General features: G+C 70.4%; 17 protein-coding genes and 1 riboswitch. Of the genes, 9 read left to right on the top strand and 8 right to left on the bottom strand.

What is annotated here, in order from left to right; genetic code table 11:
• The first annotated feature begins 17 nt into the window (after window positions 1-17).
• From O5O46_RS03045 to O5O46_RS03055, 3 genes are read left to right on the top strand one after another with little or no spacing between them, the layout of a single operon-like run.
• Window positions 18-1,031, top strand: coding sequence for a glycosyltransferase family 2 protein (locus O5O46_RS03045; RefSeq protein ID WP_269853611.1), 1,014 nt, complete (start codon window positions 18-20; stop codon window positions 1,029-1,031).
• Entirely contained in the window at window positions 1,031-2,380 is a 1,350-nt protein-coding gene (locus O5O46_RS03050) for an alpha-2,8-polysialyltransferase family protein (RefSeq protein ID WP_269853612.1), read from the top strand. The genes O5O46_RS03045 and O5O46_RS03050 overlap by 1 nt, the downstream gene beginning before the upstream one ends.
• Window positions 2,377-3,504, top strand: a complete 1,128-nt coding sequence (locus O5O46_RS03055; RefSeq protein WP_443072364.1) for an acyltransferase family protein — start codon at window positions 2,377-2,379, stop codon at window positions 3,502-3,504. Before O5O46_RS03050 ends, O5O46_RS03055 begins: the two co-directional genes overlap by 4 nt.
• Before the next feature lie 98 nt (window positions 3,505-3,602).
• On the opposite strand, the gene O5O46_RS03060 is transcribed toward O5O46_RS03055, so the two are convergent.
• The 3 genes from O5O46_RS03060 to O5O46_RS03070 form a co-directional block, all read right to left on the bottom strand.
• A complete protein-coding gene (locus tag O5O46_RS03060) occupies window positions 3,603-5,201 on the bottom strand; it encodes an acyl-CoA mutase large subunit family protein (protein WP_269853613.1) in 1,599 nt (532 codons plus the stop codon).
• Between the two features lie 433 nt (window positions 5,202-5,634).
• Entirely contained in the window at window positions 5,635-6,690 is a 1,056-nt protein-coding gene (locus O5O46_RS03065) for a hypothetical protein (protein WP_269853614.1), read from the bottom strand.
• The gene (locus O5O46_RS03070; protein ID WP_269853615.1) at window positions 6,687-7,316 is read right to left on the bottom strand and encodes an RNA polymerase sigma factor; all 630 of its coding nucleotides are present in this window, start codon (window positions 7,314-7,316) and stop codon (window positions 6,687-6,689) included. The genes O5O46_RS03065 and O5O46_RS03070 overlap by 4 nt, the downstream gene beginning before the upstream one ends.
• Window positions 7,317-7,717: 401 nt before the next feature.
• Here O5O46_RS03070 and O5O46_RS03075 point away from each other — a divergent pair, with 401 nt between their 5' ends.
• The 5 genes from O5O46_RS03075 to O5O46_RS03095 all read left to right on the top strand — a co-directional run bounded on the left by O5O46_RS03075 (window position 7,718) and on the right by O5O46_RS03095 (window position 11,906).
• Window positions 7,718-8,347, top strand: a complete 630-nt coding sequence (locus O5O46_RS03075) for a 2-oxo-4-hydroxy-4-carboxy-5-ureidoimidazoline decarboxylase (RefSeq protein WP_443072365.1) — start codon at window positions 7,718-7,720, stop codon at window positions 8,345-8,347.
• Between the two features lie 155 nt (window positions 8,348-8,502).
• Window positions 8,503-8,883, top strand: a complete 381-nt coding sequence (gene sdhC / locus O5O46_RS03080) for a succinate dehydrogenase, cytochrome b556 subunit (protein ID WP_269853616.1) — start codon at window positions 8,503-8,505, stop codon at window positions 8,881-8,883.
• 2 nt (window positions 8,884-8,885) lie between these two features.
• Entirely contained in the window at window positions 8,886-9,359 is a 474-nt protein-coding gene (locus O5O46_RS03085; protein ID WP_269853617.1) for a succinate dehydrogenase hydrophobic membrane anchor subunit, read from the top strand.
• A gap of 19 nt (window positions 9,360-9,378) precedes the next feature.
• On the top strand, window positions 9,379-11,133 hold the full coding sequence (sdhA, locus tag O5O46_RS03090; protein ID WP_269853618.1) for a succinate dehydrogenase flavoprotein subunit: 1,755 nt from the start codon (window positions 9,379-9,381) through the stop codon (window positions 11,131-11,133).
• Window positions 11,133-11,906, top strand: coding sequence for a succinate dehydrogenase iron-sulfur subunit (locus O5O46_RS03095; protein WP_269853619.1), 774 nt, complete (start codon window positions 11,133-11,135; stop codon window positions 11,904-11,906). Before sdhA ends, O5O46_RS03095 begins: the two co-directional genes overlap by 1 nt.
• 119 nt (window positions 11,907-12,025) lie before the next feature.
• Here the strand turns inward: O5O46_RS03095 and O5O46_RS03100 are convergent, their stop codons facing one another.
• Window positions 12,026-12,274: an SCO4848 family membrane protein gene (locus tag O5O46_RS03100; RefSeq protein ID WP_269853620.1), complete on the bottom strand. Its 249-nt coding sequence runs from the start codon at window positions 12,272-12,274 to the stop codon at window positions 12,026-12,028.
• Between the two features lie 192 nt (window positions 12,275-12,466).
• On the opposite strand from O5O46_RS03100, the gene O5O46_RS03105 reads away from it, so the two are divergent.
• On the top strand, window positions 12,467-13,720 hold the full coding sequence (locus O5O46_RS03105) for a D-alanyl-D-alanine carboxypeptidase family protein (protein ID WP_443072366.1): 1,254 nt from the start codon (window positions 12,467-12,469) through the stop codon (window positions 13,718-13,720).
• On the opposite strand, the gene O5O46_RS03110 is transcribed toward O5O46_RS03105, so the two are convergent.
• The 4 genes from O5O46_RS03110 to O5O46_RS03125 all read right to left on the bottom strand — a co-directional run bounded on the left by O5O46_RS03110 (window position 13,632) and on the right by O5O46_RS03125 (window position 18,001).
• The gene (locus tag O5O46_RS03110; RefSeq protein ID WP_269853622.1) at window positions 13,632-14,633 is read right to left on the bottom strand and encodes a YihY/virulence factor BrkB family protein; all 1,002 of its coding nucleotides are present in this window, start codon (window positions 14,631-14,633) and stop codon (window positions 13,632-13,634) included. The genes O5O46_RS03105 and O5O46_RS03110 overlap by 89 nt on opposite strands.
• A gap of 184 nt (window positions 14,634-14,817) precedes the next feature.
• Complete coding sequence (locus O5O46_RS03115; protein WP_269853623.1) at window positions 14,818-15,414, bottom strand: 2'-5' RNA ligase family protein; 597 nt, start codon at window positions 15,412-15,414, stop codon at window positions 14,818-14,820.
• 61 nt (window positions 15,415-15,475) lie between these two features.
• A complete protein-coding gene (gene trpS, locus O5O46_RS03120; RefSeq protein ID WP_269853624.1) occupies window positions 15,476-16,486 on the bottom strand; it encodes a tryptophan--tRNA ligase in 1,011 nt (336 codons plus the stop codon).
• Between the two features lie 63 nt (window positions 16,487-16,549).
• The gene (locus tag O5O46_RS03125; RefSeq protein WP_269853625.1) at window positions 16,550-18,001 is read right to left on the bottom strand and encodes a glycine hydroxymethyltransferase; all 1,452 of its coding nucleotides are present in this window, start codon (window positions 17,999-18,001) and stop codon (window positions 16,550-16,552) included.
• A 36-nt stretch (window positions 18,002-18,037) separates the two neighbouring features.
• A riboswitch (ZMP/ZTP riboswitch) is annotated at window positions 18,038-18,128 on the bottom strand.
• Window positions 18,129-18,310: the final 182 nt, after the last annotated feature.

Below are 18,310 nucleotides of genomic sequence, written 5' to 3' on the forward strand. Positions count from 1 at the left end.
CGCATAACGTTCCGCAAGTGGCCAAGCTCTCCGTCATCGTGCCGTTCTACAACGTGCAGACATTCGCCCCCGACATGCTGAGAAGTCTGGCGTCGAATGCACGCGCGGATTTCGAATTCATTCTGGTCGACGATTGTTCGACGGACCGGACGCCGGAGATTCTGGAGCGCGCCGCGGGCGGCCGGCTGCCCGGCGCCAGACTCGTGCGGCACGAGCGCAACCAGGGCCTGGCCACCGCCCGCAACACCGGCCTGGACGCCGCCGAGGGCGAGTACCTGGCGTTCCTCGACGGCGACGACTGGCTGGCTCCTGGCTACCTGCCGCAACTGCTGTCCTGCATCGAGGAGTTGGGCTGCGACTTCGTGCGCACCGACCATGTGCAGTGCACCGGCCGGGAGCGGGTGATCCACCGGGTACCGGACGGCCGCCGCGGCGAGGTGCTGGACCCGCGCGACGCGATCCTGCCCGCGGACACCTCGACCTCCGTCGACTACCCGTATGCCTGGGCCGGGATGTACCACCGCAGGCTGAAGGACGCGGGACTGCTGCACTTCCCGGACGGGCTGCGCACCGCCGAGGACCGGCCGTGGATCTGGCGGCTGCACCGCAAGGCCGAGTCGTTCGCGGTGCTCGGCCTGCTCGGTGTCTTCTACCGGAGGGGGGTGGCCAGTTCACTCACCCAGATCGGCGATGTGCGGCAACTGGACTTCATACGCTCCTTCGACCAGGTGCTGACCGAGACGGCCGAGGACCCGCGGGCGGATGAGTTCCTGCCGAAGGCGGTCCGCACCTACTGCGCGATCATCGCCCACCACCTGTCCAACATCGACCGCTTCGAACCGCAGGTCGCCCGTAGGCTCAAGACGTTGAGCACCGCCGCGATGAAGCGGATGCCGCAGGACCTGCTGACCGCGGCACTGGACTCGATGGACCTGGACCGCTCGGTCCGGCTCAGGCGGCTGCGCTGGATGGACAGACTGCTGCCCACCAGGGACGCGGGCGGCCCGGACCGGAAGGAGACGGCGGCCTGATGGCGCGTACCCAGATCTTCCTGGCGTCCACCCTCTACGGCGCCGCCACCGTGGCCGCCGCGCTGGACGCCGACCGCTTCCGCCCGGCCGACCGGCGGATCCTGCTGGTCAGCAACAACGCCCCGGTGCCTGAGACCACTTCGCCGCTGGACCGGATGCCGGGCTTCGAGGCGCTGCGCGACCGCTTCGACCGGGTGCTGTCGTGGAACGAGGCCATCTCCCCGTTCCACCCGAGCGGTTGGGCTCCGCGCCCGGACGACGTACCGCTGTTGGAGCGGCACCTGCGGCTGCTGTGGCAGCTGGGAGACGACGAGATAGAGCTGGCCGTGGAGTCCATCCAGGTGGAACCCGCGCTCGCCCTGGTCCAGCTCTTTCCGGCCGCCCCCATCGACGTCTACGCGGACGGCCTGATGAGCTACGGCCCCACCCGCAACAAGCTGGAGCTGCTGGTCACCAGCCGCATCCGCCGACTGCTCCACCTCGATCTCGTGCCCGGCCTCACACCGCTGCTGCTGTCCGAGCACGGTGTCCGGCCCGAGGTGGTGCCGACAGACGCCTTCCGCACGGTGCTCGCGGAGCTGGCCGCGGCAACGCCGCACGACGACAAGCCGGTGGCGGCGGACGGCCCGGCGCTGCTGCTCGGCCAGTACCTGTCCGCGCTGGACATCCTCACCGTCGAGGAGGAGGAGCGGCTGCACCTGCGCATGCTGCGCGGGATCGCCGCACGCGGCCACCGCAGCGCGGTGTTCAAGCCGCATCCGACCGCGCCCGCCCACTGGCCGCACCTGCTGGAGAAGGAGGCCGCGGACCTCGGGGTGGAGCTGACCGTCTGCGACACTCCCGTACTCGCCGAGGTGCTGTTCCAGCGGCTGCGGCCCGCGCTGGTGGTCGGCTGCTTCTCCACCGCCCTGCTCACCGCGTCCCAGTTCTTCGGCCTGCCGGTGGTCCGTACCGGCACCGGGCTGCTTCTGGAGCGGCTGTCGCCGTACCAGAACAGCAACCGCGTGCCGGTCACCATCGTCGACGCCCTGCTGCCCGCACTGGACGACCGCGAGCCCGCGTCCGGGCCGCCGTCCACCGCCGAACTGACCGCACTGCTGCGGGCGGTGGGCTACTGCATGCAGTCCAAGGCCTATCCGCACCTGCGCGACGAGACGGTCCGCTATCTGTCCGCGCACCGGGACACCCGGCGGTACTTCAAGCGGCGGCGGCTCACCTCGCTGGCGCTTCCCGGCGGCGTGCCGTCCCAACTCGCCTTCCTGCCGCGGAACCGTACGGTGCGCAGGGTGGTGCGCAGGGCCCGGGGGCTGACCGCGCGGGCCGCGGACCGTCAGGCGGCCACCTCGTGACCGCCCAGCCGATCACCGCCGCGCGCCCTGTCGCGGCCGCGGTGCCGGGCGGCGTCAAGCGCACCGGGCGGTTGCGGGCGTTGGACGGGCTGCGGCTGGTGGCGGCGCTGTCGGTGTGCGCGTACCACTACGCCGGGCGCGGCGGGGACATCACCCGTGCCTGGGGCGCCTCGCCGCACAAGCTCTTCCCGAGCCTCGCCGGACCGGCCTCCTACGGCTGTCTGGGCGTCCAACTCTTCTTCGTCATCAGCGGGTTCGTCATCTGCATGAGCGGCTGGGGCCGCTCCCCCATGGCGTTCGCCGCCTCCCGGGCGGGTCGGCTGCTGCCCGCCTACTGGGCGGCGGTCCTGCTGATCACCTTCGTCTTCGCACTGCCCTGGGTGGCGTTCCATCCGGTCTCGCCGAGCGACCTGCTGACCAACCTGACGATGCTTCAGATGCCGGTGGGCGCCAAGCGGGTACTGGGAGTGTGCTGGACGCTCTGGGCGGAGCTGCGGTTCTACCTGCTGTTCGCGCTGTGCGTGCTGTGGCGCGGCGCGTCCAGACGCCGGGTGCTGCTGTTCTGCACGCTGTGGACGGCGGGCGCGGTCTTCGCCGACGCCGCCCGTGAACCGCTGCTGCAGCAGCTGCTGATGCCGGACTACGCTCCGTTCTTCGTCGGCGGCATCGGCCTGTACCTGGTGCACCGGTACGGGCACGACGCCACCGGCTGGGCGGTGGTGGCCGCCGGCTGGCTGCTCGGCCAGCACTACGCGGTACGGGAGTTGGTGGCCCCCGCGCATGTGGCGGCCTTCCACCACCGCACCCAACTCACCGTGATCGCCCTGGTGACACTGGCGTTCGCCGCGGTGGCCGCGGTCACGCTGACCCCGGTGAGCAAGGTGGACTGGCGCTGGCTGACCACCGCGGGCGCGCTGACGTACCCGTTCTACCTGGTCCACGAACACCTGGGCTGGGTGGTGATCCCCGCGCTGCACCACGGCCTGCGCCTCCCGGCGCCGGTCGTACTGGGCGCCTGCGCGGCGGCGATGCTGGCACTGGCATGGCTGCTGCACACGGCCGTGGAACGGCCGCTCACACCACGCATCCGGCGCGCGCTGCTCGCTGCGCGCGGCTTGCGGTAGTTCGGCACCACCGGGCCGGTCCGGTGTGGTCGCTCGCCGCGGCGGCGAGCGACCGCGGCGGCGTTGCCCGGCGGTCCGAACCGACCCCGGCCGGACGGCTAGAACGCGTCGGTCGGCACGTACGCTCCCCACACCCCGCGGAGCGTATTGCAGACCTCGCCGACCGTCGCCCGGGCGCGCAGCGCCTCCTTCATGGGGTACAGGACGTTGTCCGACCCTTCGGCGGCGGCCCGCAGCGCCGCCAACGCCTCATCGACCGCCGCCTGGTCGCGCGTGGCGCGCAGCTTCGCCAGGCGCTCGGCCTGCTGCGCCTCGATCGCCGGATCGACCCGCAGCGGCTCGTACGGCTCCTCCTCGTCCAGCTTGAAGCGGTTGACGCCGACCACGACCCGCTCGCCCGCGTCGGTCTCCTGGGAGATGCGGTAGGCGTTGCGCTCGATCTCGTTCTTCTGGAAGCCGTGCTCGATGGCGTTGACCGCGCCGCCGAAGTCCTCGACCTTGCGCATCAGTTCCACCGCGGCGGCCTCGACCTCGTCCGTCATCTTCTCGATGACGTAGGACCCGGCGAACGGGTCGACGGTGGCGGTCACATCGGTCTCGTACGCCAGCACCTGCTGGGTGCGCAGCGCGAGGCGCGCGGACTTCTCGGTCGGCAGCGCGATGGCCTCGTCGAAACTGTTGGTGTGCAGCGACTGGGTGCCGCCGAGCACCGCCGCCAGGCCCTGGACGGCGACCCGGACCAGGTTCACCTCGGGCTGCTGCGCGGTGAGTTGCACACCCGCGGTCTGGGTGTGGAAGCGCAGCATCTGCGACTTGGGGTTCTTGGCGCCGAACTCGTCCCGCATCAACCGCGCCCAGATCCGGCGGGCCGCACGGAACTTGGCGACCTCCTCCAGGATCGTGGTGCGCGAGACGAAGAAGAACGACAGCCGGGGTGCGAAGTCGTCCACGTCCATTCCGGCGGCGATCGCGGTGCGGACGTACTCCACGCCGTCGGCGAGGGTGAACGCGATCTCCTGCGCGGGGCTCGCACCGGCCTCGGCCATGTGGTAGCCGGAGATCGAGATCGTGTTCCACTTCGGGATCTCGGCCTTGCAGTACGCGAAGATGTCGGCGATCAGCCGCAGGCTGGGCTTGGGCGGGAAGATGTAGGTGCCGCGGGCGATGTACTCCTTGAGCACGTCGTTCTGGATCGTGCCGGTGATCTTGTCGGCGGGCACGCCCTGTTCCTCGGCGACGAGTTGGTACAGCAGGAGCAGCAGTGCGGCGGGCGCGTTGATCGTCATCGACGTGGACACCTTGTCCAGCGGGATGCCGTCGAACAGCACCAGCATGTCGTCCAGCGAGTCGATGGCCACGCCGACCTTGCCGACCTCGCCGGAGGCGATCGGCGCGTCGGAGTCGTGCCCCATCTGGGTGGGCAGGTCGAAGGCGACCGAAAGACCCATGGTGCCGTTGGCGATCAGCTGCTTGTAGCGGGCGTTGGACTCGGTCGCGGTGCCGAAGCCCGCGTACTGCCGCATCGTCCACGGCCGCCCGGTGTACATCGTGGGGTACACACCGCGGGTGAACGGATACGAACCGGGCTCGCCCAGCTTCTCCTGCGGGTCCCAGCCGGCCAGGTCGGCGGGCCCGTAGACCGGTTCGATCGGCAGCCCGGACTCCGTCAAACGGTCGCTGCCCGACTCGCGCGCCATGCCTCTACGCCTCCCGCTTCCGGATGTGGACACCGACTCACTGGTTACTTGTGGGTAACCGCCAGTCCTCGCAACGGACTGTAGTGGCGGGCGTGCGAGCCGTGCAGTCCCGCAGGCTGGGACCTTGCTCACAGCCCGGCACTACGCACAGCATGCCGCGCCGAGCGGCGTCGCGTCACAACGTGGGGCCAAGAAGCGGGGAAGACCAGGTGCCAAGCCTGTCGACGCGGGTGGGGCGGGGGGAAAAGCGCCCCACCCGCGTCAGGCGCGGGCTGTGTCGGTAACGGGGGAACCAACATGCCCGCGGGCCGATGACCAGTCGACCCGTAAGCAACTGCGTCGGTTGGCTGAAAAGTGTTACAGCGCCTTTCGCGCGGGCCGCGGCGCGGTTTCCGGGCGCTCGCCACGCGGGCTCAGTCCGCTGACAGGCAGCTCAGAGGGACGGCAGACGGAGCAGCTGCTTGTTGCCCCGGCCGCCGCCGCTGCCGTTGCCGCCGCTGTTCCCGCCACTGCCGTTGCCGTTGCCGTTCCCGCCGTTGCCGCCACTGCCGTTGCCGTTGCCGTTCGTGCCGTGCGAGAGCCGGTCGTCGCCGCCGCCGAGGCCCAGCCGCTGGCGGCAGTACGCGTCCACGGCCTGCTGGCCGCCCGCGTCCTTGGTCAGCCACTGCCACTCGTTGCCCTGCAACCCGCCGCCGTTCTCCCCCGCCAGGTAGGCATGGCACAACGTGTCCGGGTCGTGGCCGTCGGAACCCTGGTCCCAGTTCCCCTGGCCCTGCCCGTGGTCACCGCCACCCGGCTTGGAGCCGTTGGTTCCACCGAGCGCGCCGGGCGTACCCGAACCGCTGGGCGACTGGGACGGCGGCTGCGTACCGGCACCGCCCTTCGCCCCGGTGCTGGCGCCGGGCGAGGCGGGCACCGTCGAGGGCGAGCCGACCGTGCCGGGGGCCTGCGGCACCTCGCTGCCGTCCAGGGACGGCGCCTGCGAGCCGTCGGTCGACTCCGGCGACTTGTCACTGCTGCTGAACGGCGACGGGATCACCCCGGTACCGGCCGCCGCGGCGACCCCGCCGACCAGTGCGGTCGCCGCAAAGGCCGCGGCCACCGCGACCTTCGCCGAACCGGACAGTCCGCGCAGCCGCCGCAGCCGCCCGCGCCGCTCGGGCGCGAAGGGGACAGCGTTGTCCGTACTCCCGGCGACGGGCTCCTCGGGCGGCAGCGGTACGCCGACGGCCGCCGTGGCGGCCACGGCGGGGGCGGGCGCGGCCTGCTCGCGCGCCGCGCGGAAGGCCGCCAACACCGCGTCCTCACGGGTCTGTTCGACCGCGGAGCGGGTGGCCGCGGTCAACAGCTCGGTGAGGGCCCGCACGGTGGGGGTTCCGTCGCGTCCCTCGTCCCCGGCGTCGGCGGGGTCCCCGGCATTGACTGGTTCGCCGCTCAGCAGACGCTCGGCGGCTTCCTCGTCCAGCCAGTCATGGCGGCTTCCGCTCATCTCACGTCCTTCTGCGTCGGCGCGGCCGCAAACGTCACACCGTCGTCCGTCCCACTGCCCCCCGTGCCGCCCTCCAACAGCTCCGCCAACCGTCGTAGTCCGCGGTGCGCGGCCGTGCGTACCGCGCCCGGACGCTTGCCGAGTACCTCCGCCGCGCCCTTGGCGTCGAGTCCGACCACCGCGCGCAGCACCACGGCCTCCGCCTGGTCCACCGGCAGTCGCGCTATCAGTGCCATGGCCCGGTCGGTGGCAAGCGCCTCCAGTGCCTGCCCCGCGGTGTCCGCGCCGTCCGGCACGCCGTAGAGGACCGACTCGTCGCCGCCCACGGCGGGCCTTCGGCCAACACGACGCAGATGGTCGAGTGCCCGGTTCCGGGCGATCGTCGCCGTCCAGCCGCGGAACCGGTCCGCGTCCCCGGTGAACCGTTCGAGGTCCCGGGTGATCTGCAACCACGCCTCGGACGCCACGTCCTCGGCGTCCACCTCGCCGACCAGCGTGCGTACGTAGGCGAGCAGACGGGGGTGGACGCTGCGGTAGACGGTGCGGAAGGCGGTCTCGTCGCCGCGCTGGGCGGCGGCTATGGCAGCCGTCACCCGCGCTTCGTCCGTGTCTTGGTCAGCCCCCACCACGTGCCTCATCATGCCCGATCCGACTATGCGCTCCGACTGCCGATCCGGTGCCCGCCGAGCGCGCGACACACCATGGTGTCCAAGTCGCGCCGGACCGGCCGGGGTTGGGCCCGGAGCGGCAGGTGTGACACTTTCGCGCCCGTTGGCGCTGTCTTGAATAAGCGACGCGCAGAACGGCACGCGCCGCGAGACGGCGACCGGAGACGCTCCTGTGGGGGGAGGCGACTCCGGTCGCCTCTGCCGTTACGGCCACCCCGTCCACCTGGTGGTCGCTTCCTCTCCCGTACGAGTGAAATTCGCACATCTGGCGGTCAAGTGCGCGCATCCGCCGATACGTTGTCCGAGTCCCTCTTCCGGCATCATCTTCTGCCGCTTCCCCGGGCGTCCTCTCCCGATTGTTGTTCCGCAACATTTCCGTATCGCATCCATCGCATCAGGAGTCCGAGCTGGCCAGCGACCTCCCCGGAACGTCGACGCCGATACCGCGGCAGGACCGCGCCATCGGCGGCCCCGTCACGGGGCTCGCGGCGCTCAACCGTGCCGCGGCCGCCGCCGCCGAGACCGCTCTGCTCACCTGCTGCGGCTGCCGCCGGTGGGCGCGCCGCATGGCCGCGCACCGTCCGTACCCCGATCTGGGCTCGCTACTCGCCGCCGCGGACACCGCCGCGTACGGGCTGACCCCGGGTGATCTGGCCGAGGCGCTGGCCGGTGAGCGGCCGTTGCCGCTGCCGCCGGGCGGCGGGCTGGCGGCGCACACCGCGCTGCGTGTCGGACTCGCCGAGTACGAGCGGCGCTTCGGCCACCCCTTCGTCGTCTGCCTTGACGGCGTTCATCCGGACGAGCACCTCGACCATGTGCTGGCCGGTCTGCGGCTGCGGCTCGGCAACACCCCGGAGGAGGAACGCGCCGTCGCCGCCGACGAACTGCGCGCCCTCGCACGCGGCCGGCTGGCCCGACTGGCCCGGCCCGCCTGCCGGAAAACGCCCCGGCTGGGGGCCCGGGGGTCACCCCCCGGGGGGACGCAGTAGCCCGCACGTGCGGGATCGATCACACCTGAGCTACCCCGATCACCAAGTCGGGAAGGGCGTCGCTACGATGTCGGGGGCCGGTGGACCGTATCCGGCCGGGCCCGACCGACAGTGAAGCCGGCAAGGCCCCTAATCCCGTATCCGGAGGGTTTTCAGTGCCGGCTGGAACGCTGTACCGCGGCCGGGAAGGTATGTGGTCCTGGGTGGCTCATCGAGTCACCGGCGTCCTCATCTTCTTCTTCCTGTTCGTACACGTCCTCGACACCTCGCTCGTTCGCGTGTCGCCGCAGGCCTACGACAACGTGGTCGCGACCTACAAGAACCCCATCGTGAACCTGATGGAGTACGGCCTGGTCGCGGCCATCCTCTTCCACGCCTTGAACGGCCTGCGCGTCATCGCCGTGGACTTCTGGGCCAAGGGCCCGAAGTACCAGCGCCAGATGCTGTGGTCCGTGGTCGGTATCTGGATCGTGCTGATGGCCGGGGCGTTCTACCCCGTCCTTGAGCACACCCTGCGCACTCTGTTCGGGAGCTGAGAATGTCTGCCGAGACTCCTGTCGACGCCCCAGTGGTCGGCGCGGGCACCTTCAGCCCGGACAACCCGGCCCCGGTCATCGAGCCGCCGCGTGCCCGCACCAAGCGCACGCCGCGCGCCACCCGCACCAACTTCGAGATGTACGGCTGGCTGTTCATGCGGCTGTCCGGCATCGTCCTGGTGGTGCTGGTCCTGGGCCACCTGCTGATCCAGCTGGTGCTGGACGGCGGCGTCACCAAGATCGGCTTCGCCTTCGTGGCCGGCCGCTGGGCCTCGCCGTTCTGGCAGATGTGGGACCTGTTGATGCTGTGGCTGGCGATGCTGCACGGCGCCAACGGCCTGCGGACGGTCATCAACGACTACGCCGAGCGGGACACCACCCGGTTCTGGCTGAAGATGCTGCTGTACACCGCCACGGTGTTCACCGTCTTCCTCGGCACGCTGGTGATCTTCACCTTCGACCCGAACATCCAGTAGACCCGGGGCTGACGCGACCATGCAGATCCACAAGTACGACACCGTCATCGTCGGCGCCGGCGGCGCCGGCATGCGCGCGGCCATCGAGTCGACCAAGCGCAGCCGCACCGCCGTGCTGACCAAGCTGTACCCGACCCGCTCCCACACCGGCGCCGCGCAGGGCGGCATGGCCGCCGCCCTCGCCAACGTCGAGGAGGACAACTGGGAGTGGCACACCTTCGACACGATCAAGGGCGGTGACTACCTGGTCGACCAGGACGCCGCCGAGATCCTGGCGAAGGAGGCCATCGACGCGGTCCTCGACCTGGAGAAGATGGGCCTGCCGTTCAACCGGACGCCGCAGGGCACCATCGACCAGCGCCGCTTCGGCGGCCACACCCGCAACCACGGCGAGGCCGCGGTGCGCCGCGCCTGCTACGCGGCCGACCGCACCGGCCACATGATCCTCCAGACGCTGTACCAGAACTGCGTCAAGGAGGGCGTGGAGTTCTTCAACGAGTTCTACGTGCTCGACCTGCTGCTCACCGAGGTGGACGGCGTCAAGCGCACCGCCGGTGTGGTGGCCTACGAGCTGGCGACCGGCGAGATCCACGTCTTCCAGGCGAAGGCCGTGGTGTTCGCCTCGGGTGGCACCGGCAAGTTCTTCAAGGTGACCTCCAACGCGCACACCCTCACCGGTGACGGCCAGGCGGTCGCCTACCGGCGCGGACTGCCGCTGGAGGACATGGAGTTCTTCCAGTTCCACCCGACCGGCATCTGGCGGATGGGCATCCTGCTCACCGAGGGTGCCCGTGGTGAGGGCGGCATCCTCCGCAACAAGGACGGCGAGCGCTTCATGGAGAAGTACGCGCCCGTCATGAAGGATCTGGCCTCGCGTGACGTGGTCTCCCGCGCGATCTACACCGAGATCCGCGAGGGCCGCGGCTGCGGTCCCGAGGGCGACCACGTCTACCTGGACCTCACCCACCTGCCGCCGGAGCAGCTGGACGCCAAGCTGCCGGACATCACCGAGTTCGCGCGTACGTACCTCGGTATCGAGCCGTACACCGACCCGGTGCCGATCCAGCCGACCGCGCACTACGCGATGGGCGGCATCCCGACCAACGTCGAGGGCGAGGTGCTGGCGGACAACACCACCGTCGTGCCGGGCCTGTACGCGGCGGGCGAGGTGGCGTGCGTCTCGGTGCACGGCGCCAACCGGCTGGGCACCAACTCCCTGCTGGACATCAACGTGTTCGGCCGCCGGGCGGGCATCGCCGCGGCCGAGTTCGCCTCCCGCAACGACTTCGTCGAGCTGCCGGAGGACCCGGCCTCGCTGGTGGTCGACCAGGTGGAGTCGCTGCGCGACGCGACCGGCAACGAGCGGGTGGCGGACATCCGCAAGGCGCTGCAGGAGACCATGGACACCAACGCCATGGTGTTCCGCACCGAGCAGACGCTGAAGCAGGCCGTCGAGGACATCGCCGAGCTGAAGCAGCGTTACCGGAACGTCAGCGTCCAGGACAAGGGCAAGCGGTACAACACCGACCTGCTGGAGGCCATCGAGCTGGGCAACCTGCTGGACCTGGCCGAGGTGCTGGCCGTCTCCGCACTGGCCCGCAAGGAATCCCGCGGTGGTCACTACCGCGAGGACTACCCGAACCGTGACGACGTCAACTTCATGCGGCACACCATGGCGTACCGCGAGGTTGGCGAGGACGGCAGCGAGTCGATCCGCCTCGACTACAAGCCGGTCGTCCAGACCCGCTACCAGCCGATGGAGCGTAAGTACTGATGAGCACCCCTACGCTGGACAAGCACTCCGCCGCCCTGGACGCGGCCGAGAGCGGCGCTTTCGAGCAGATCACCATCACGCTGCGGGTCCGCCGGTTCAACCCCGAGGTCTCCGACGAGGTCACATGGGTGGACTACCAGCTGGAGATGGACCCGAAGGAGCGCGTCCTTGACGCCCTCCACAAGGTCAAGTGGGAGATCGACGGTTCGCTGACCTTCCGCCGTTCCTGCGCGCACGGCATCTGCGGCTCGGACGCGATGCGCATCAACGGCCGCAACCGGCTGGCGTGCAAGACGCTGCTGAAGGACATCAACCCGGAGAAGCCGATCACGGTCGAGCCCATCAAGGGCATGGCGGTGCTGAAGGACCTCGTGGTCGACATGGACCCGTTCTTCCAGGCGTACCGCGACGTGATGCCGTTCCTGATCACCAAGGGCAACGAGCCGACCCGGGAGCGCCTGCAGTCCGCCGAGGACCGTGCGCGGTTCGACGACACCACCAAGTGCATCCTGTGCGCCGCGTGCACGTCGTCCTGCCCGGTGTTCTGGAACGACGGGCAGTACTTCGGCCCGGCGGCCATCGTCAACGCGCACCGCTTCATCTTCGACTCGCGTGACGAGGGCGGCGAGCAGCGCCTGGAGATCCTCAACGACAAGGAAGGCGTGTGGCGCTGCCGCACCACCTTCAACTGCACGGACGCCTGCCCGCGCGGTATCGAGGTCACCAAGGCCATCCAGGAGGTCAAGCGGGCGCTGATCACGCGCCGGTTCTGACCTGACGGGCCGAAGGCCCCGGTCCTGGCGGACCTAAGGTCCTGCGCCCGACACGTCGAAGGTCCCGTTCCGACTCGGAACGGGACCTTCGCTTTGCTCCGGTACTCGCCTCGCAGTTGCTACACGTTCCGCGCCTGGGCCCGCTGCGCCCGCAGGCCGCGCAGGCCAAGGACGCCCACGGCGGTGCCGAGGAGGAACGAGGTGATGGCGAGCAGCAGGTGCACCCAGAAGTAGGCGGTGGGCTGGCCGTTGTGGAACGCCAGGCCGCTGGCGTCGGCCCACAGGTTCTTGGCGAAGGTGATCCAGATGCACCAGCTCCACACGCCGAAGGCGGTGAGGAACCAGGAGGCGCGGCGACTGAGCTTCATACCGCCAGTATGGGACGGGACCCGCGCGGCATGGACGGCAGGGGCCGCGGGGCGGTACTGGACGGAACGTCAGGAGTGGGAAGACGCCGCGAGGTCGCCCGGGGGTTCCCTCCGGCGGCCGTGTCGCTCCTCACCCCTCCGGGTCAACTCTGCGATGTCCGCTCTTCCACTGTCTCCCTGTACGTTCGGTTGGTGCTCTCGAATCGTCCGGCCCTGCGCCGTCCCGCGCTGACCGTGTGTGCCGCCGCCCTGGTGGGCACCGCGCTGTTTCCGGCCGCTACTGCCGCGTCCGCCGTGCCCCGCCCGGGTCAACCGGCGAAGACGCCCCAGCAGCCGGAGGAGCCGCGGCCGCCCGAGAACATGTCAACCATCGGCGGTGACCGGCTCGCTCAGGCGGGCACCCAGGTCGACCTCACGTCAGGTGTGCCCCCGCTACCCAAGACCACGGCCCGTGCGTGGATCGTCTCCGACGCGGAGACCGGCGAGGTACTGGCCTCGCACAACGCGCACTGGCCGCTGGCGCCCGCGAGCACGCTGAAGATGCTGTTCGCGGACACGCTGATCACCAAGTTCCCCAGGAACCAGTCCCATACCGTCACCCCGCAGGACATGGCGGGAATAGGCGATGGCAGCAGCATGGTCGGGATCAAGGAGAACCTGCCGTACACCGTGCAGGACCTGTGGCGCGGGGTCTTCCTGCGCTCGGGCAACGACGCGGTGCACGTGCTGTCCGCGATGAACGGCGGCGTGGACAAGACCGTGCGTGAGATGCAGGAGCGCGCCAGGGACCTCCAGGCCAACGACACGCATGTGCTCAGCCCCGACGGCTACGACATGCCGGGTCAGGTCTCCTCGGCGTACGACCTGTCGCTGTTCGCCCGGGCCGGGCTGCAGAACGCGGACTTCCGCGAGTACTGCTCCACGGCCAGCGCCCAGTTCCCCGGTGACTTCAAGAAGGGCAGCAAGGAGCGGGAGTCGTTCGGCATCCAGAACACCGACCGGCTGCTCAGCGGCATCGACGGGGTCAAGCCGTATCCGGGCCTGGCGGGCGTCAAGAACGGGTTCACCACCAACGCCGGCAACACCTTCACCGGTGTCGCCGACCACGATGGGGTGAAACTGCTGGTCACGGTGATGCACCCGGCGCCGGGCGACAACGAGGTCTACAAGGAGACCACCGCCCTGCTCGACTGGGGCTTCCAGGCCGCGGGCAAGGTCAAGCCAGTGGGCACGCTGGTGGCGCCGAAGAACGCCCAGCCGACCGCAGGCCGCACCGAGGCGCCCAAGGGCAGCACCTCGGCGTCCGCGGCCGCCACGCCCGGTTCCAGCGGCGGCGGAGTGGCGATGGCGGCCGGGATCACGGTCGGTGCGCTGGTGGTGCTGGGCGGCGTGACGATGGTGGTTCGGAAGCGCTGGCCGCTGCCGAAGCGGCACGACGAGTCGTAGCGGGCGGTTCCGGGGAGGCGTCGGGGGCCTCCCCGGAACTGTCCGGCCGCTCGGCGACCGGGGGTGCGCTGGCCGGCGTGGCGGTCCAGGCGGCGCAGTACAGCAGCAGCTTCGCCATGAAGTTGATCCACAGCAGCAGGGCGACCGGGGTGCCGAACGTGCCGTACATGCTCTTGGTGGCCACGCCCTGCAGATAGCCGCTGAGCGCGACCTTCAGGATCTCCAGGCCGACCGCGCCGAGCAGGCCCGCGACGACGAGCGAGCGGCGGGTGGGCCTGACGCCCGGCAGCCAGGTCAGCATGTAGACCAGCAGCAGGAAGTCGGCGAGTACGGCGATGCAGTACCCGGCGACGGTCAGCAGCACGCTGCCCGCGCCGCCCTGCCCCAGCCCGACCTGGCGCGCGGTCCAGCCCACGGCGGTGGTCGCGAAGGCCGACACGGCCAGCGAGAACAGGCCCACCAGGCCCAGCCCGAGCAGCACCCCGGCGTCCTTGGCCTTGCGCAGCAGCGGGTTTTCCTGGTCCTCCTCCCGGCCCCAGACGGCCCGTAGGCAGCCACGCAGCTGGCCGACCCAGCTGATGCCGGCCAGCAGCAGCACGGCGCCCGCGACCACGCTGACGGTGCCCGCGTTCGCGGCCAGCGCGGCGATGTCGAACTGCTTCGACAGGCCCGGCACCTGCTGGCTCAGCTTCTGCTCGGCGGTGTGCAGCTGACCGTTGGTCAGCACCGCGGCGCCGATCGCCGCGCCCAGGGTGAGCAGCGGGAACAACGCGATGAAGCTGATGAAGGTGATGGCCGCGGCGAGCCGGGACCAGTGGGCCCGCTGCGCGTGCTCGAAGGCGCGCCAGGCGTGCGTCCGCATGCCCCTGGCGATCCACGGTCCGATGACGGGTAGCCGGGTCAACCACTCCATGATCACCGCCTACCCTCGGTGACCGCCCGCACTCCTGGACATCCGCGGTTCTACCGGAACGGGCACATCCACCGGTTGGCGGCCGGGCGGTACGCCATTCGCGCCAAAACATCCGGAACCCGGCGTGGCGCCACGTTCTACGAAATACCGGCTTTTCTCCACACCATGTGATAAAGCGCTCACGCTACGCGTGCAGCGGGTCCCCAGGGGACGGCATCGCGTCCAGGCGGGCCGTCTGCGCCGGCACGGCCGCCGCCGTGCCCGGGCGGCCGAAAGGGAAGTCGCCCCTTGAGCGCCACACGCCGTCGTCGCCCTGCTCGTAGAGCGAGAAGCCGGTGACCGTCCAGTGGGCGGTGAAGCCCGCCAGCTCGCGCTGCGCGCGGTCCATCGCCTCGTCCTCGATGCCGTGCGCCACCGTCACATGCGGGTGGTACGGGAACTGCAGCTCCCGTACCACCGGCCCGGACCGCACCCGTTCCTGCAACAGGGAACAGTCCACCGCGCCCTCGGCGAGCCGTACGTACACCACCGGCGACAGCGGCCGGAACGAGTCCGTGCCGTCCAGCCGCAGCGGAAAGGCGCGGCTGGACTCGGCGACCACCGTCAGGTGCCGCCGGAAGCCGGGCAGCGCGGCGGTGTCGACCTCGGTGGGCGGCAGCAGGGTGATGTGCGTGGGGATGGCGTGGGCCGCCAGGTCCCCGAAGCCCGCCCGGCGCTCCTGGAGCAGTCTGCCGTACGGCTCCGGGACCGCGATGGACACACCGATCGTGCTGGTCCCCATGCGCACACCCCTTTCGAACCGTCGGATCGCGGAAGATCTGGAGGATAAGGCGCGCCGTCGCCTAGTGCTTGGCCGGAACGAATCCGATCCGGTCGTAGACGGTGGCCAGGGTCTCCGCCGCCACCGCCCGGGCCTTCTCGGCGCCCTTGGCGAGAACAGAGTCCAACGTCTCCGGATCGTCCAAGTATTCCTCGGTGCGGGCGCGGAAAGGTGTGACCCATTCCACGAAGACGTCGGCGAGGTCGGTCTTCAGGGCGCCGTAGCCCTTGCCCGCGTAGCGCTCCTCCAGTTCCGGGACGGAGCTGCCGGTGAGGGTGGAGTAGATGGTCAGCAGGTTGCTGACGCCCGGCTTGTTCTGGGCGTCGTAGCGGATCACCGTGTCGGTGTCGGTGACGGCGCTCTTGAACTTCTTGGCCGAGGCCTTCGGCTCGTCCAGCAGGTTGACCAGGCCCTTGGGCGAGGACGCCGACTTGCTCATCTTGGTCGTCGGGTCCTGGAGGTCGTAGATCTTCGCCGTCTCCTTGACGATGTACGCCTCGGGGACGGTGAACGTCGGCGCGTAGCGGGTGTTGAACCGCTCGGCCAGGTCCCGGGTCAGCTCGATGTGCTGCCGCTGGTCCTCACCGACCGGCACCTGGTTGGCCTGGTACAGCAGGATGTCGGCGACCTGGAGGATCGGGTACGTGAACAGGCCGACCGTGGTGCGGTCGGCGCCCTGCTTGGCCGACTTGTCCTTGAACTGCGTCATCCGGGACGCCTCGCCGAAGCCGGTCAGGCAGTTCATCACCCAGCCCAGCTGGGTGTGCTCCGGCACATGGCTCTGCACGAACAGCGTGCAGCGCTCCGGGTCGAGGCCGGCCGCCAGCAGCTGGGCCGCCGCGAACCGGGTGTTGGCCCGCAGCTCCTTGGGGTCCTGCGGCACGGTGATCGCGTGCAGGTCCACGACCATGTAGAACGCGTCGTGGGTTTCCTGGAGCGCCACCCACTGGCGCACCGCGCCGAGATAGTTGCCGAGGTGGAACGAGCCCGCGGTGGGCTGGATGCCGGAGAGCACACGAGGTCGGGAGGCCATGCCCTCATTGTCTCAGGTCGGCGGAGCGGCAAGGCACCCCGCGCGCCCTCCGGCGGCGCGCCGTCAGCTCAGGTCGATGCGCGGGTAGAGCGGGAACCCGGCGAGCAGTTCACTGGCCCGGCCCGCGACCCGCTGGGCCACGGCCGGGTCCAGCGTGTACTTGGCCCTGGACGGCTTGCCGTCCGCGCCGGAGCCGGGTGCGGTGGCGGCCAGCACGGTGTCGATCAGCTCGGCGATCTCATCCATCTCGGCGCCGCCCAGGCCACGGGTGGTCAGCGCGGGGGTGCCGATCCGGATGCCGGAGGTGTACCAGGCGCCGTTGGGGTCCTGCGGGATGGAGTTGCGGTTGGTGACGATGCCGCTGTCCAGCAGCGCGGCCTCGGCCTGGCGGCCGGTCAGGCCGTAGCCGGAGACGTCCAGCAGCACCAGGTGGTTGTCGGTGCCGCCGGTGACCAGTCGGGCGCCGCGCTTGAGCAGGCCCTCGGCCAGCGCCTGGGCGTTGTCGACGATGCGCTGCGCGTAGTCCCGGAAGCCGGGCTGCCGGGCCTCGGCGAGCGCCACCGCCTTGGCGGCCATCACATGCGGCAGCGGACCGCCGAGCACCATCGGGCAGCCGCGGTCCACGTGCTCGGCCAGCTCGGAGTCGCACAGCACCATGCCGCCGCGCGGGCCGCGCAGCGACTTGTGGGTGGTCGTGGTGACGATCTGGGCGTGCGGTACCGGGTCGAAGTCACCGGTGAGCACCTTGCCCGCGACCAGGCCCGCGAAGTGCGCCATGTCGACCATCAGCGTCGCGCCGACCTCGTCGGCGATCTCGCGCATGATCCGGAAGTTCACCAGCCGCGGGTACGCGGAGTACCCGGCGATGATGATCAGCGGGCGGAACTCGCGGGCGGAGGCGCGCAGCGCGTCGTAGTCGACCAGGCCGGTGGCCGGGTCGGTGCCGTAGGAGCGCTGGTCGAACATCTTGCCGGAGATGTTGGGGCGGAAGCCGTGCGTGAGGTGGCCGCCCGCGTCCAGCGACATGCCCAGCATCCGCTGGTCGCCCAGCTCGCGGCGGAGCGTCGCCCAGTCCGCCTCGGTCAGGTCGTTGACGTGCCGTACTCCGGCCTTGTGCAGGGCCGGGCTCTCCACCCGCTGGGAGAGCACCGCCCAGAAGGCGACCAGGTTGGCGTCGATGCCGGAGTGCGGTTGTACGTAGGCGTGCGCGGCGCCGAAGACCTCGCGGGCGTGCTCGGCGGCGAGCGCCTCCACCGTGTCGACGTTGCGGCAGCCCGCGTAGAAGCGGCGGCCGACGGTGCCCTCGGCGTACTTGTCGCTGAGCCAGTTGCCCATGGCCAGCAGCACCGCCGGGGAGGCGTAGTTCTCGCTGGCGATGAGCTTGAGGGACTCTCGCTGGTCGGCGAGCTCGGCGCGGATGGCGTCGGCGACGCGCGGCTCGACGCCGCCGATCACGTCGAGGGCGGAGCGGTAGGCGATCGTCTCGGTGGTCGGGGCACTCGGCTCTGCGGCCATGGGGACTCTCCTGAGGGCGTACGGACAGCTCTGCGTTGCGACGGCCCAGGCGCACGGCTCCCTGTTACTACCCGAGCCGCTCCCCGATGGTCATTCCCATCCCAGCGCGCCAGTCACGGCCCGTCCTGAGCCTATCGCCTCCGGCGCTCGATCTTCCGGGGCCGCCTCCGAAGACTCCCGGCCCACCGGGGCACAGGAGGAAAATCCGCCGCGACGGCGGGCAACTACACGAAAGTGTGCCGCCGCCGGGGTTCCGGGCCGCACACTTGAGGCGGCAAGCTGCTGCCTCGTCGTGTGAGACGTGTGACG

The organism is Streptomyces sp. RPT161 (assembly GCF_027533845.1).
In the GTDB taxonomy this organism is placed as follows: Bacteria; Actinomycetota; Actinomycetes; order Streptomycetales; family Streptomycetaceae; genus Streptantibioticus_A; species Streptantibioticus_A silvisoli_A.

Coding starts and splice junctions, on each gene's coding strand:
- O5O46_RS03050 (WP_269853612.1), top strand. CDS start 1,031: ATGGCGCGTACCCAGATCTTCCTGGCGTCCACCCTCTACGGCGCCGCC.
- O5O46_RS03060 (WP_269853613.1), bottom strand. CDS start 5,201: ATGGCGCGCGAGTCGGGCAGCGACCGTTTGACGGAGTCCGGGCTGCCG.
- O5O46_RS03065 (WP_269853614.1), bottom strand. CDS start 6,690: ATGAGCGGAAGCCGCCATGACTGGCTGGACGAGGAAGCCGCCGAGCGT.
- O5O46_RS03085 (WP_269853617.1), top strand. CDS start 8,886: ATGTCTGCCGAGACTCCTGTCGACGCCCCAGTGGTCGGCGCGGGCACC.
- sdhA (WP_269853618.1), top strand. CDS start 9,379: ATGCAGATCCACAAGTACGACACCGTCATCGTCGGCGCCGGCGGCGCC.
- O5O46_RS03095 (WP_269853619.1), top strand. CDS start 11,133: ATGAGCACCCCTACGCTGGACAAGCACTCCGCCGCCCTGGACGCGGCC.
- O5O46_RS03100 (WP_269853620.1), bottom strand. CDS start 12,274: ATGAAGCTCAGTCGCCGCGCCTCCTGGTTCCTCACCGCCTTCGGCGTG.
- O5O46_RS03110 (WP_269853622.1), bottom strand. CDS start 14,633: ATGGAGTGGTTGACCCGGCTACCCGTCATCGGACCGTGGATCGCCAGG.
- O5O46_RS03115 (WP_269853623.1), bottom strand. CDS start 15,414: ATGGGGACCAGCACGATCGGTGTGTCCATCGCGGTCCCGGAGCCGTAC.
- trpS (WP_269853624.1), bottom strand. CDS start 16,486: ATGGCCTCCCGACCTCGTGTGCTCTCCGGCATCCAGCCCACCGCGGGC.
- O5O46_RS03125 (WP_269853625.1), bottom strand. CDS start 18,001: ATGGCCGCAGAGCCGAGTGCCCCGACCACCGAGACGATCGCCTACCGC.